The sequence below is a fragment of the Aliikangiella litoralis genome (assembly GCF_052495765.1).
Genome location: NZ_CP199292.1, coordinates 4,515,775 through 4,531,273 on the forward strand (window position 1 = coordinate 4,515,775; position 15,499 = coordinate 4,531,273).

The window sequence follows — 15,499 nt, forward strand, 5'->3', positions numbered from 1 at the left end:
TTATAGCTCTTCAATATTATTTACTTACTTTTGTCAAAAACTAGTCTTTGCTCTCAACTATCAATAAGCGTTATCATGCCCAGTTCATTTTAACGCGGATATTATACTAGATAGCTCATGAATCATATAGAAGTGCGCGGTGCAAAAACCCATAATTTAAAAAACATTGATGTCACACTGCCTAGAGACAAGTTAATTGTTATTACAGGGCTTTCTGGTTCAGGAAAATCGTCACTCGCTTTTGATACATTATATGCTGAAGGACAACGCCGTTACGTTGAATCATTATCGGCCTACGCCAGACAATTTCTCTCACTGATGGAAAAGCCAGATGTTGAACATATTGAAGGCCTATCACCAGCCATTTCAATTGAACAAAAATCAACCTCTCATAACCCCCGCTCTACTGTTGGAACAATTACAGAAATCTATGATTACCTTAGGTTATTATTTGCCCGCGTTGGCACGCCTTATTGCCCTGAACATAAAACGAAACTAGAAGCTCAAACCGTGAGCCAAATGGTTGACCATACTTTATCACTTCCAGAAGGCAGTAAACTATTATTACTAGCACCAGTGGTTAGAAATCGTAAAGGTGAACATGTTCAATTATTTGAGGAGCTTCAAGCCAAAGGTTTTATTCGCGCAAGAATTAATGGTAAAACTTATGAACTCAGTGAGCCCCCCAAATTAGAGCTTCACAAAAAACATACGATTGAAGTCATTGTTGATCGTTTTAAGGTCAGATCGGATCTTAAACAACGCTTAGCTGAGTCTTTTGAAACTACGCTAGAACTTGCCGATGGCTTAGCCATCATAGCGCCAATGGATGAAAAAGCTCCAATAGAAGAAGTGCTTTTTTCAGCTAAATTTGCCTGTCCTGAATGTGGTCATAGCTTATCAGAGCTCGAGCCACGACTATTTTCTTTTAACAATCCTGCCGGCGCTTGTGGCACTTGTGATGGACTCGGTGTTGATCAATTTTTTGATCCTGAACGCATTATCGTTAATCCAGAAATATCACTCGCTGGTGGCGCTATCAGAGGTTGGGATAGACGCAACGTTTATTATTTTCATATGCTTAACTCATTAGCCGATCATTATGGATTTGACGTTGAAACACCTTATTGCAAATTATCTAAAAAACATCAAAACACAATCTTATTTGGCAGCGGCAATACAAAAATAGAATTTACTTATGCTAATGATCGTGGTGATGTCATGACCCGAAATCATAAATTTGAAGGGGTTATTCCTAATATGCAACGTCGCTTTCGAGAAACCGAATCGATGGCGGTTCGCGATGAGTTGCAAAAATATATGGCTACCCAACCCTGTCCTTCTTGTCATGGAAGTCGACTAAGAGAAGGCGCTCGACATGTTTTTATTAAGAAAAATAATTTACCTTCTTTAGCGGCTTTATCAATTGAAGACGCTTATACATTTTTCAGTAAACTTAAACTGCCTGGTAAACGGGGTAAAATTGCGGATAAAATTCTTCGTGAAATTTGTGCAAGACTAGAATTTCTTGTCAACGTTGGGCTCGAATATTTATCGATGGATAGAAGCGCCGATACTTTATCTGGCGGAGAAGCACAACGTATTCGATTAGCGAGCCAGATTGGCGCTGGGCTAGTTGGAGTTATGTATGTGCTTGATGAACCCTCTATTGGCCTGCATCAAAGAGATAATGAAAGGCTTCTAAAAACCCTCGTCCATCTACGTGATTTAGGTAATACCGTTATTGTGGTTGAGCACGACGAAGATGCTATAAAAAGTGCCGATCATATTCTAGATATTGGACCTGGCGCAGGTGTACATGGTGGAAAAATAGTTGCCGAAGGAAAATTAAAAGATATTCTTAACAATAAAAAATCATTAACAGGCCAATATTTATCTGGAAAACAATCCATTGAAATACCCAGTGAAAGAAAACCGGCTATCGATGGCCAACACCTTGTTTTGACAGGCGCAACAGGCAACAATTTGCAGAGTGTTGAACTCAAGCTACCTGTTGGTATTTTTACTTGTGTCACAGGGGTTTCCGGTTCAGGTAAATCAACCTTAATCAATGACACCCTCTACCCGATTGCAGCGACCGAACTCAATAACGCATCAACCTTAACCGCTTCTCCTTATGAAGAATGTCAGGGAATGGACTTATTTGATAAGGTGGTTGATATTGATCAAAGTCCTATTGGCCGAACACCTCGTTCAAATCCAGCAACCTACACTGGCATTTTCACTCCCGTTCGCGAGTTATTTGCAGGTACTCAAGAAGCGCGCTCAAGAGGTTATAAACCAGGACGTTTTAGTTTTAATGTAAAAGGCGGACGCTGTGAAGCCTGTCAAGGAGACGGCGTCATCAAAGTTGAAATGCACTTTTTACCCGATATTTATGTTCCTTGCGATGTCTGTCATGGCAAACGTTATAATCGCGAAACTTTGGAAGTAACTTACAAAGATAAAAACATCCATGAAGTTTTAGACATGACAGTTGAAGATGCACGGGAATTTTTTGACGCAATTCCGGCAGTATCAAGAAAGCTACAAACACTGATTGACGTAGGGCTTTCTTACATTCGATTAGGACAAGCCGCAACAACGGTATCTGGCGGAGAAGCACAGCGAATAAAGTTATCCCGAGAGTTAAGTAAACGGGATACCGGAAAAACTCTTTATATTTTAGACGAACCAACCACAGGTTTACATTTTCATGATGTTAAACAACTATTAGCGGTGCTACATCGCTTAAGAGATCACGGCAATACCATCTTAGTGATTGAGCACAACCTTGATGTGATAAAAACCGCTGACTGGATTATAGACTTAGGGCCAGAAGGTGGAAATAAGGGCGGTCAAATTATTGCACAGGGCACACCTGAAGATGTGGTTAAAGTGAAACAATCCTATACTGGACAATTTTTGAAAGACATTTTAAATAAAGAAACACCGAAGAAAAAAGCCACTAAAAAAGCAACGAAAAAAGTGACAAAAAAATCAGCTTGATGAATAAAACCTTATTAGTCATTGGTTATGTGTGGCCTGAGCCGAACTCTTCGGCAGCAGGTTCACACATGCTATCGTTGCTTAGATTATTTAAAGCTCAAAATTGGCGCGTGGTCTTTTCAACTCCTGCACAAAACACCGATCATATGATTGATTTAGCCGTAGAAAATATCGAAAGTGTGGCAATTGAGCTCAACAATTCCAACTTTGATCAGTTTGCTAAAGATCTCATGCCTGACTATGTGTTATTTGATCGCTTTATGATGGAAGAGCAATTTGGTTGGCGAGTCGAAAACTCTTGTCCCAATGCGGTACGCATTTTAGATACTGAAGATTTACAATGTTTACGCGGTGCAAGGCAAAATGCTAATAAAGAAAACCGCGAACTGCAAATAAACGATCTCTATCAAAGCGAACTTGCCAAAAGAGAAATCGCCGCCATTTTACGCAGTGATCTTTCGCTGATTATTTCAGACTTTGAATTACAGTTACTTGAAAATACTTTCAATATTAGTTCTGACTTAATTCATCATCTCCCCTTTATGCTCAACCTTGAGAAAATACCCACAACCTGGAACGACTTTTCTAGTCGACAACACTTTATTACCATTGGAAATTTTCGGCATGCGCCAAACTGGGACTCGGTTTTATATCTACAAACAATCTGGCCATTAATACGACAAACATTGCCAGAAGCAGAACTACATATTTATGGCTCATATCCACCCAAAAAAGCCACTGCACTGAATAACCCTAAAACGGGATTTTTAATTAAAGGTTGGGCAGAAGATGCACTTGAAGTCATCGCTAATGCCAGAGTCTGTTTATCACCACTAAGGTTTGGAGCTGGCATCAAAGGAAAGCTGATTGATGCGATGCAAGTCGGCACACCGAATGTCACGACCAGTATGGGTGCAGAAGGAATGTCAGGAGAACTCAATTGGCCCGGTATTATTAAAGATACTCCTGAATCAATCGCACAAGCAGCTATTTCACTTTATCGTAATCAAGACATTTGGTATCAAGCCCAACAAAATATACGCCCACTACTCAAAGAACGATATGACGGAACAATACTCGGTCAAAATTTGATTGAAAAATTATTAACCATAGAAAAGAACCTTACACAGCATCGTCTGAATAACTTTACAGGCTCAATGCTACGCCATCACAGCATGAGAAGTACTCAGTATTTTTCTAAGTGGATTGAAGCAAAAAATCAATGTCCCCCCTCTTCTAATCGCTAACGCGAGGGTTTATTTATCTAAAAACACTGATATCTAACTTGCACTCAAGTATTACATATGTAATACTTATTAAGGATTACTTACGTAATCATATGTTAAGTAAGTTAATCAAATGCATAAATGAAAGGTAAATGCCATGCAGATCAGTGACTCTGAAAAATACATTATGGATATTTTGTGGCAATCATCCCCACAAACAGCCAAAGCCATTATCGATCAGATAGATAGCGCTTTGAATTGGCAAGATAAAACCATTAAAACCTTAATTAATCGATTACTTAAAAAAGGCGCCATTAACTATGAAAAGAAAGGCAGAGAATATCTCTACTATCCGGTATTAGAAGAACAAGTTTATATTGAAAATATGAGCGAAAGTTTTCTTGAGCGTGTTTTCAAAGGGAATGTGGGCTCATTGGTTGCCGCTTTCACCAAAAAAGAAAAACTTTCAGCAGAAGACATTAAAGATTTAAAAGTTTTAATTGACGATTTGGAAAATGATAAAGGGACTAAATAATGAATACGATATTGTTTGAATTTTTTGTCAATAAAGCCATAGGTGTGTTACTTCTAGTATTAATGATTGTAGCGGCAAGACCAATTATCTTGCGCCACCTCAATGCTAATGTCGCCTATAAGTTATGGATGATCATTCCTCTATTCTTGTTCATTCCAACTAACTTTATAGAAAGCAATATCGGCTCCCCTGTGATGGTGTTTTTTCCCGATGCAGAACTATTTTTGCCAAACACAAAACCGCTGGATCCTTCTTCAAATATCAGTTTCACAGGCATGCTGATGAGTCTTTGGCTAGTTGGGTTTGTTGTTTCATTGGGTATCTATATCACCCGCTATCAACAACTAAAAAAGTCATTTACATCATCCGACTATTCTGTTGCAAACATCACAACAGAAACTGCTGCGCTTAATCAATTGCGGTCATTAGAAATAGTTCACTCTAATTTAATTCAAGTACCTGCTGTTTTTGGGTTGTTTAAATCCTATTTAATTCTACCCAAAAACTTTGTTGAACATTCTAAACAGCAACAATCACTCATTATTATTCACGAGCTTTTTCATTTATCGCGACAAGATCATAGAATCAACGTAATGCGTCACTTGTTCAGATGTTTATTCTGGTTTAATCCAATTATTCACTGGGCAGATAGATATGTAGAAGCCGATCAAGAAATTTCATGTGATTTGGGCGTTATTCAACTCACTCAACAAAGCAATCATTTATCAATCAGCAAAAAACAATATGGTGAAGCCCTGCTCAGCGAAGTAGGTAGCAATCATAAAACTAGTTTAGTCAGTCAATGGAATTATCAATCATTAATCAAAGAGAGGATCGTTATGTTAAAAAATATTAGTCAGAAAAAATGGCATAGTTGGGTAGCTGCAATATTTTCAATCGTTGCCATCTGGGGAACAAGCAGTGTTATCGCACAATCTCCAAAAGAATCGGCCCAGCCAATAACCCCAACCAATATTATTGCCCCTCAATATCCAAGAAAAGCTGTTAATAAAAAGCTTGAGGGATATGTAAGGTTCATGTTCAATGTAGATTCTGATGGCACGCCATATGATATCGTCATAACAGAATCAACACCCAAAAACGTATTTGATTACGCAGCCAAAAAAGCATTTAAGCAATGGGAGTTTAAATCAAATATTGGTCAAAAAGAAATGACCTATACAATGGAATTTATAATGGGTTCTAAAAACGCGAGGACAGCAGATAGGGAAGCAATAGAGAAAGAGATTATTTCTATTAAAAAGAAACTCGTAGAATCGAAACAGCAAACAGCAGAACATACAGCAAAAGGCAACCTTGAAATAGCCAAAAAATATGAACTTTACGCTTATCAATTAGCTCAATTGGTGAACTCTCTGGAAGAACAACTAAAATACTAACCATAATCAATAGGGAGCTTTAAGATGACTAAGTTCCCTCTCCCCAAAAATACTATTAACTATCCCCTTTAAATCGCAAAAAGAGATTAATAAAAATCAAAAACTTCACCCCTTTCTCTATCACATCATTCTCAAAAATCGCTCAACATTTGTCCTAAATTGTCACTTTCAGTTATAAATAATGTCAACTCATGACACAGAGCGTCAGATTGTTGACTATTCTCATAATCACTTAGAAAAAAGCATTCTAACTCCTTGATTTTTTAAGGTAATTTTTCTAACATGCGTCAGATTTTTTTGCCTCAAATCATCTCTTTAAATATATCAAAAACAGTATATTCAAAGAGGTGATTATTGAAACTCATTACTAGGGACCGTAGCAACAATGAAAAAAAATAAAGCCATCGTTCATAATATCGGTATCGCCAGTTTGGCCTTGTTAACCAGTTTTGTTAACGCAGAAGGAACCCACCAATTTGGTGGTGCAACCGCCAACCAACCTCTGGCAAAAACGACCCAGTTATTTGTTCACGTCAACAACCCAAATGATTTCATTCGAATCAATCTTTGTTCGAATGGCGCTTCTAATTCGGGTGATGTTAACGATCCTGTTGCTGCAACTATTTATAAAACGACATTAAATAGTGATGGACTTTATGAAGCTTCAGGTTCAGCTATTGCGAATTTAAGTTCACCTAAAGGACAAATCAGCTGTTCCAACACAATGAACAGTAACTTGCCTGCGACACCGTTAGAAGCAGGCGCAAATGTGATGCAATACCAAGCAACTGACGCTGGTGTTTATGCGATATCATTAGATGCAACCGCAGGCAGTGAATTTAGGCGCTGGGATGTCTCTCTTGCTAATTCTGACTCAGACAGTATCGACCCAACTGCCAATACCGGTAATTTGTTTTCTTACAACTGGGGAATTTTTACCCATTCCTTTGATGATAGCGCGAGCGCTACAGCAAAACTTTATATTCTAGTTCCGGGCGGCTACCCAAACAGTAACTATGTTTGGCAATTAGATTTACAAGATTTTTCGGGTAATGAGTTTAATATTGTTGCCAATGATATTGGTGTTGATTTACCTAACTCTGGTTTTAGTACTTCAGTATCAGGTAATAGTGTCACCGCTCGATATCCGGTCTATTTAAATTATCCTAAAGGAGCTAATCCCGCTCCAGAACCCAGTGAAACGCCGGCCTTGAATCAAGCAATCACCTTTACTGATAACAATGGTAATGATTCAACCATTTCTCCCAATGGTGACAATATTGAAGATAGTGGTGAATTTAAATTTACTGCCGATGCTAGTGGCACATACTCAATCATTGTCGATCTCAACCAAGATGGTATTTATGGTAATGGTTACGACAAAATTATATTTGGCAGAATGTTGGCAGGCGTCGAAACAACCGCGACTTGGGATGGCACAGATTTTTATAATACTATTACCTCAAGCGGTACTTTTAACGTACAGCTAAAAATTAAAGTTGGAGAGTATCATTTTGTTGCACAAGATGTAGAAACAAGCGGCGGCAATAATGATGGAAATGATGATGGCTTAACTATTCTAAAAGCTATTGATGAATCAAATGTTATTGGTACTCAAGTTTTCTGGAATGACAATTTAATTAGTGGTAACTCTAACTTTCCTGATGGCGTGTTCTCTTCTACTGCTGCTAACGGAGCACACAGACATACTTGGGGCAACTTTACTGCCGGAGGTATCGGTAACGAAACATTCATAGATACCTTTGTTTATGGTAAAGCGGTTTCTTACACAACCACAGCCACCGTTAATAAAACCAACACGCCGCCTGAAATAAACAACCAGACATTTTCAATCAACGAAAATACCGGAGCCAACGCCAGCGTCGGAACACCTGTTGCTAACGATGCCAACTCAAATAGTTTAACTTGGTCTATTACTGGCGGAAATGACGGCGGCCTTTATGACATTGATTCATCTACTGGAGAAATTACTTCAACCTTAAATCTTGACTATGAAACTCATACTAGATCAACTCAGTTAACAATTCAAATCAATGACGGTAGCGAAATAAATAGTGCGATTGTAACGATTAACATCCAAAATCAAAATGAGGCGCCTGTCATTAGCGGGAAACCAGCTACTTCCGTCGCACAAGACAAACCATACAGCTTTGTGCCGACAACAACCGACGCAGAAAATGATAAGCTCGTTTATAGTGTGAGCAGCTTACCAATTTGGGCAAGCTTTAATACAAAAACAGGAGCTGTTACAGGTACACCTAATAATAGTCACGTAGGAAACTATCCCGATATTAGCATTAGTGTTTCTGATGGCTTACTAAGCGATACCTTACCGACTTTTGCCATTACTGTAGTCAATGTGAATGATTCTCCAATTGCAATTAACGACACTGCAGCCACTCAAGAAAATAACAGCATTAACATTAATCCATTAGCCAACGATTCGGATCCTGATGGAGATAGTTTATCAATTAGTGCAGCAACGGCAGTTCATGGCAACCTGCTCATCAATCCAGATAACACGCTGACTTATACACCGAACACAGGCTATTCAGGTAGCGACACAATTAGCTACACCGTGATTGATGGCCAAGGTGGTAGTGCTAATGCACAAGTTACTGTGACTGTCACGCCTATTGAACTTGGTATTTCGGGTTCACCTAATAGCAGTGTCTTGGAGCAAAAAACTTATTTGTTTGTTCCAACCACGACTACAAGCACAGTTAATACATTGACTTTTACTGTGACAAATTTACCGCCTTGGGCAACTTTTAGCCCAACTAACGGACGCCTAACCGGAACGCCTGATCATCATCATGTTGGTGTTTATAACGACATTATTATTTGTGTTAATAATGGTGCAAAAACACAATGCCTCAATCCTTTTTCTATTAGTGTCATTTCCGATCTCGATCAAGACGGAATTGCTGACACCGAAGATGATGACATTGATGGCGATGGAATGAGTAATGCCTATGAAGAAGAGCATAACCTAAATCCATATGATTCATCTGATGCACAAATAGATACTGATGGTGATGGTGTTATCAACAGTGATGAGCATGATAACCAAACCGATCCTAATTTAGATGACTATGGACCAGAACTTAACATACCCGATGATGTTTGGGTTAATGCAACAGAATTATTTACCCAAGTTGAGCTAGAAACACCTACAGCATTTGATTATGTAAATAGTGAAAAAGTAGCCTGTTGTGAGAATGCAACCAATAATGCACCAGAGCGCTTTAAACCAGGAACAACAGAAGTTAAGTGGACAGTCAAAGATGCCGCAGGCAATGCAACATCAAAAACTCAGCAAGTCCATGTGCGTCCATTAATCTCTTTCTCACCCGATTTAAGCTTAGCCGAAGGTGGAGAGTTTACCGTTTCAATTTATCTGAATGGTGAGTCTCCTGAATACCCACTTGAAATTCCCTTTAACATTATAGGCGGTAGTGCATTAAGCTCAATTGATTACACCTGGCAAGCTGGTACAGTGACTTTAACTCAAGGCACTCAAGTAGAGTTACCATTAACCATTTTAGCTGACAATACCATTGAAGGTGATGAAACGATCATTGCTGAAATTGCTGACTCAGTGAACAGGAGTCAAAAATACTTATTAGAAATCACAATTAAAGAAGGCAATATTAAACCACAAGCCACACTCAAAGCCGTGCAAAATAATGAGCCGATTACAGAAGGCTTAATTAATAATGGTTTAATTGAAATATCAAGCGAGGTATTTGATGCCAACCTCAATGACACACATCATTTTGACTGGAGTGAAAGCAACAACCTATTGGTCAATTTAAGTGATGACAATACACGATTTATTTTTGATCCAAGCAACTTACCACTTGATAATTATCGAGTTGCATTAAAGGTGATCGATAATGGTTCACCTAAATTAAGCAATCAAACCATACTCGATATTAAAATTACCGAGTCAGAAACCAGTAACCAATCAACAATGGCTTGTAACTTTGCCAAAGAAGAAGCCAATGTCAACGACTCATACATCGTCGAAGGTGAAGCTGGTGTTTGTATTAATCGCGGGTTATTTTCACTCAATAGTTACAACGGTGGTGTGCTATTAACAGAGTTTGATTTTGCACAACAGTCATCGTTAGTTATCGATGAACTTGAAAATCAAGGTGGTTACTTTAACTTTACCGTTAATCATCTTAATAACAACAATAAACCAGTATCTATTGTTATACCACAAAGAAGTGGCTTGCCAGAAGATGCGGTTTACCGTCTATTTATTGATGGGCAATGGCAATTTTTTAATACCTATAAGGGAGATGAATTGCTATCTGCACAAGGTTCTCCCGGTTTCTGCCCTCCTCCTGGTGATGAAGCTTATGTCAACGGATTAGTCAGTGGTAGTCATTGCGTTTTACTCAAAATTACAGATGGTGGTCTTAATGATGGCGATGGAAAAGTTAATGGTTTAATTCAATCGACAGGTGGCGCACACAAAATGCAAGCAATAGAAGTAGTCACTCGTGGTGGTGGTAGTGGCTCAATTCACTGGAGTTTACTGCTTACATTATTGGTTTTGATTAACATCAACCAAAAACATAAAAAATTAAAAAATAAATAGTCAGGAGAAATTTTAATGAGACTTACCCAGTCGCAACTTGTCGTTACTTCAATGTTGCTCACTTTAGGGTTGCCCCAAAGTTTAAGTGCACAATCAATTGATACCAATGCACAAGATTTGGAATTAAAAAACGATATATCAAAATCAACGTCAACAATAGAACGAGGCAACTGGTATATTTCAGGAAACATTGGTTATGCACCAGGTTCTTCATCTATTGAAGAACTCAATCAAGAACTTAACAGCCAAAATATTTTAGGCCAAGTGACAAAAGTTGATAACGAACGTTATGGCTGGGAATTTGGTATTGGTTATGAAATATTTGACTTTTTAGCTCTGGAACTAGGCTATGCCGATCTTGGAGAAGTTGAAATTTATGTCAACTCAACACAATCTCAACTAGATAGTTTATTCGATGCAATCGAGCATGTTCATCCTGAATCTGGAGAAGGTTTAACTTTTTCAATAGTTGGTGATGTTGATTTAAACCAAAACTGGAAGTTAATTGCAAAAGTCGGATACTTTGATTGGGACAGTCAATACAATACATTTAACGCTCACCAAGGCGTTGGAGATGATAAAAGTAGTGATGCGAACCTTTTTTATGGCATTGGCACACGTTATCAAATCAATACAAGCTGGGATCTTTCATTAGAATGGAAACGTTATGAATTTATACATGAAGAGTCAGACTTTTGGAGTCTTGGTATTGTTTGGTATCCATTTGCCAAAGAAAAAACCAGCTCACAAAGTCAAGTAAAGTTAGTTAAAAAAGTTCAGCGTTCCATACCTCTTTCTACACCTGAAAAATCATCTAATATAAAAAAACAAACTGCACAAATTATTGATCAAGATAAAGATGGTATCACCGATGATTTAGATTATTGTTTTAATACTCCCATTGGTACAGCCGTTAATTTAACTGGTTGTCCAGAGATTCAAAAAATATCATTAAACATTGAATTTCAAACTGCTTCAGATATTGTTGAAAAAAGCTTTTTACATAAAATAGAAACCGTTGCCAATTACCTGAAACAACAAAAAACAGCGACAGTTGTGATTGAAGGACATACCGATGATTTAGGTACAGAGAAATTCAATTTAGCATTATCAAACAAACGCGCTAACTCTGTCGTTAATTTATTAGTGGATCGATTTAAAATTTCAGCCGACCGAGTGAAAGGTATCGGCTATGGCGAAAGCAGACCATTAATAAATAATACCACTCCAGAGTCAAGAGCTAAAAATAGACGAGTAGTGGCAATTATTAAAGACAATTAATCATAAAAAATATTTCTTTAGTCCTGAAATATAATACTCAGGACTCTATTTTCATCTATAAAAATTACTTACTTATTATTCCATATCTTTAACAAGAAGCTTAATCCAATTTAGCTTAAAATAAACGAGTCCCCCCACCCACAGGTTAAATAAACAGAGGCTATAGTGAAATATTGTGAACGGATAAATGAGCAATATTTTAGACTAGGTAACATTTTCAACTTTTAAATATTAATAACACGCTCTAATTTTTATAAAAGATTTACAACTCACTCATTATGCACGATTATTGATCAATTAACTTTTTATAGTCATGAAAACCAACATTATAAAACGAGATTTCTCATGAAGTTTAAAGATCTATCAACCGATTTACAAAGCTGGATACACGATTCAGTGGTTCAAGGTCAATCAGCCGAACAAATTGGCAGTCAACTTACCAACTCAGGCCATCACAAATCAGTCGTCAAAGTAGTTGAAAAATATATACAAAACTTTCAAAAAAAAGCGACTTCAACTACTCAAAATGCTGGTTCACACCATGTTGAAATATTAATGACTTTAGATAAGCCTAAAATCGTTATGTTTGATAATTTATTAACACATCAAGAATGTGATCAAATAATAGAACTGTCAAAAACCCGTTTAACACCTTCTACCGTCATTAATCGTGTCAGCGGTACTTATGACCAAAGTAATGTGCGTACTAGTTCCGGCGCATGCTTTAAACGAGGCGAAAACCAATTAATTAAAAAAATAGAAAAACGGATCAGCGAGCTGGTTCACTGTCCGGTATCACAAGGAGAACCCATTCAAACATTAAATTACGCAGTTGGCGCAGAGTATAAACCTCATTATGATTATTTTGATCCAAGAGATCCTGGCAATCAAAATGTATTAGCCATGGGCGGACAACGTTATGCGACTATTATCATGTATTTAAATAATGTTAAAGCTGGTGGCTCAACGGTTTTCCCTAGACTTGGCTTAGATATTTTACCTAGAAAAGGTGGTGCCCTCTTTTTTGCTTATAGTAATCCATCTGGCTTTTTAGATGAGTTAACCTTTCATGGTGGTAGTCCTGTTCAAGCAGGCGAAAAATGGATTGCCACTAAGTGGTTACGCTTAGATGATTATACCGGACCAATGGCTTAAACATTAACAAAAATTTTTATTGGTTGTTACTAAAATAAAAACTGTCGGTGTCATAACCAATATTTAATATCATCAGTTTTTAATCCTGATAAAAAGAATCAGGATTATCTAAACCAATACTAGAAACATATTGTTTAATATGCGTTTGCGTTAAAGGAATAATCGTTTCACCTTGCTGCAAACCAATCACATTAGATGGAATACATTCATCCCGCTCAAGATCGGCTTTTAAAGCAACACCTTCTTTACACGCAAAATCGGCCATAATATGCAGCGGAATTTTATCATAATCACAACCAATATTACTGCGATAGGCTTTTAACTTATGTTGATCAGGGCGTGACGGTAAAGCACTGGCCCTTGGCGTAGCCCTCACATACCAGCCGGGCTTTCAATGCGAATTTGATCGGGCCGATACCAACCGACAGCCACCAAATGGATCACTTTTTTCACTTCAGATCGCCCAATGGCATCTAGCTTTAGTGAATGGGTATCGTTCCAGTGGGCTAAACCTTCCGAAGCCACGGTGTCGTATAAACCGACAAACTGAATTTTAATATTGTTTTTGCTAATTTCAAACCCTTGCACTTGCAAACGTTTCACTAATGGACTGGCTAGTAGCTCTATAGCTAGTTACTTTTCCTTTTATTATTTAATAATCGATAAACAATAACTAACTAAGTGGTTTAACCAGTTAAACAGTGATAGCGATTCTAAATGAAGCAGATTGATAAAATAGTGATGCATATCACAATGTAAATAACTCACACTATAAACATTGATAAATCATTTTATCCCCACAAAATTTATAGGAATAACAACAATAAACATGGTCAAAATAGGCACGATACAGTTCAACACAAACGCAATTAAGGCTCTCGTGTAACTGAACGCTCAATCGTATTAATCACACCTTTTGCTAACTCTTCACCGAGTTTCGTATGCTTTCCACAATAAGGTTCCGCTTGACCATGTGTTGAACAAAAGACAGCTGTTGAGTCAGTTCCTGTCCCTGTAGCAATATTTTCGCTGAGTTGACTTTTGATATTTAAATTTTGCATTGCAGCCGACTTTGCTTCACTAATCATCCCAATTGCTTCAACCATACAGGCTACAGTAAGACGGGTCGAAAAACTGACTGTAATATTGATTGTTCCGGGAGTATAAGTTTTTTCCTCCATTCGGTAATCACTTAAATCCCCCGCTCTTCTTGCATTACTTAATCCGCAGGTAACCCAAATATCCAAAGACTTATTTTGATTCGCTTCGCACCATGTTGAGTGACTGTGTCGAAATGAATTCATACTAGCAGCAGTCATCATACCCACTGTATTTTCCGACCAATTATATTGTTTACAATATTCACTCAATGTCACAGAAGGAGATAAGTAAGGCATCGGAGAACCATCAACATGAAGATTAAGAAATCCAGAGCACTCTTTAAGTCCACCATTGAATGCTGCAGAGCTTAAACATAATTTCTTATATTTAAAGGAAAGATAAATATGTTGGCTATTTTTTTCTATAGAAAAAGACACTGTTCAACTCGCAATATTTGCTTTTCTTTTTTGAACTATAGTGTACTTTAAATTTTTATATATCAATACAGGTATACAGAAAATTTTGACCGTGTTTTTATAAATAATTAAATAGCGGAAACCCAACTGTAATCAATAAAAACGGAGAAGAATACTTAATTGGTATACAATGCTTTCGTGATTTTCGAAGAGATTTAAAAACGTTTGTTGGCGGAGTTTATAGTGATATTGCAGTATTATGCCGTATTTCAGCACACAACAAGTGGATAGATCATATTATACAACATAACAATTAGGACATGTTTACCTTTAACTTTATTTGAGAGAAATAAAAATGAAAATGAATTATTTTGTTTTTGGAACAAATCATATGCAAAAAGCTATTCAATTCTATGATTTGTTATTTGAAAATACTGGCGTTAATAAAGTCCATTCTGAAGGACGCATGACAGTATGGGCAAACGAAGAATTTATGTTTGGTATTGCAGAACCTTTTGATGGCAACCAAGCAACCAACGGCAATGGAACTATGCTTGGTTTAAATGTAGGTTCAAAAGAAGAAGTCACTCGCTTATACACAAAAGCTTTAGAAATTGGCGGTACGAGTGAAGGAGAGCCTGAAGTTCGCTCTGGTCGATATTCTGCTTATATCAGAGATTTAGATCAAAATAAAGTATGTCTTTTTGAGTAAAAATATGAGTTAATCGGTTACTTTAATGATT

General features: G+C 37.4%; 11 protein-coding genes. 8 read left to right on the plus strand and 3 right to left on the minus strand.

Translation table 11 applies throughout. The annotated features are described in order from the left end of the window. Nucleotides 1–117 precede the first annotated feature (117 nt). The 7 genes from uvrA (at nt 118) to ACT5E3_RS18845 (ending at nt 13,239) form a co-directional block, all read left to right on the plus strand. Nucleotides 118–3,009: an excinuclease ABC subunit UvrA gene (gene uvrA, locus ACT5E3_RS18815; protein ID WP_444995094.1), complete on the plus strand. Its 2,892-nt coding sequence runs from the start codon at nt 118–120 to the stop codon at nt 3,007–3,009. Continuing rightward, the gene (locus ACT5E3_RS18820; RefSeq protein WP_444995095.1) at nt 3,009–4,256 is read left to right on the plus strand and encodes a glycosyltransferase; all 1,248 of its coding nucleotides are present in this window, start codon (nt 3,009–3,011) and stop codon (nt 4,254–4,256) included. Before uvrA ends, ACT5E3_RS18820 begins: the two co-directional genes overlap by 1 nt. Nucleotides 4,257–4,392: 136 nt before the next feature. After that, a complete protein-coding gene (locus ACT5E3_RS18825; protein ID WP_444995096.1) occupies nt 4,393–4,770 on the plus strand; it encodes a BlaI/MecI/CopY family transcriptional regulator in 378 nt (125 codons plus the stop codon). Next, complete coding sequence (locus tag ACT5E3_RS18830) at nt 4,770–6,170, plus strand: M56 family metallopeptidase (protein ID WP_444995097.1); 1,401 nt, start codon at nt 4,770–4,772, stop codon at nt 6,168–6,170. Before ACT5E3_RS18825 ends, ACT5E3_RS18830 begins: the two co-directional genes overlap by 1 nt. A gap of 385 nt (nt 6,171–6,555) precedes the next feature. Next, a complete protein-coding gene (locus ACT5E3_RS18835) occupies nt 6,556–10,803 on the plus strand; it encodes an Ig-like domain-containing protein (RefSeq protein WP_444995098.1) in 4,248 nt (1,415 codons plus the stop codon). A 15-nt stretch (nt 10,804–10,818) separates the two neighbouring features. Next, the gene (locus ACT5E3_RS18840; protein ID WP_444995099.1) at nt 10,819–12,084 is read left to right on the plus strand and encodes an OmpA family protein; all 1,266 of its coding nucleotides are present in this window, start codon (nt 10,819–10,821) and stop codon (nt 12,082–12,084) included. 345 nt (nt 12,085–12,429) lie between these two features. Next, nucleotides 12,430–13,239, plus strand: coding sequence for a 2OG-Fe(II) oxygenase (locus ACT5E3_RS18845; protein WP_444995100.1), 810 nt, complete (start codon nt 12,430–12,432; stop codon nt 13,237–13,239). Between the two features lie 79 nt (nt 13,240–13,318). Here ACT5E3_RS18845 and ACT5E3_RS18850 read toward each other — a convergent pair whose 3' ends face one another. The 3 genes from ACT5E3_RS18850 to ACT5E3_RS18860 form a co-directional block, all read right to left on the minus strand. Beyond that, on the minus strand, nt 13,319–13,615 hold the full coding sequence (locus tag ACT5E3_RS18850) for a hypothetical protein (protein WP_444995101.1): 297 nt from the start codon (nt 13,613–13,615) through the stop codon (nt 13,319–13,321). After that, on the minus strand, nt 13,612–13,842 hold the full coding sequence (locus ACT5E3_RS18855; RefSeq protein WP_444995102.1) for a hypothetical protein: 231 nt from the start codon (nt 13,840–13,842) through the stop codon (nt 13,612–13,614). Before ACT5E3_RS18855 ends, ACT5E3_RS18850 begins: the two co-directional genes overlap by 4 nt. A gap of 266 nt (nt 13,843–14,108) precedes the next feature. Next, nucleotides 14,109–14,777 (minus strand): adenosylcobinamide amidohydrolase, encoded by a 669-nt coding sequence (locus ACT5E3_RS18860; RefSeq protein ID WP_444995103.1) that lies wholly within the window; start codon nt 14,775–14,777, stop codon nt 14,109–14,111. 334 nt (nt 14,778–15,111) lie between these two features. On the opposite strand from ACT5E3_RS18860, the gene ACT5E3_RS18865 reads away from it, so the two are divergent. Then, nucleotides 15,112–15,468: a VOC family protein gene (locus tag ACT5E3_RS18865; protein ID WP_444995104.1), complete on the plus strand. Its 357-nt coding sequence runs from the start codon at nt 15,112–15,114 to the stop codon at nt 15,466–15,468. The last annotated feature ends 31 nt before the right edge of the window (nt 15,469–15,499 follow it).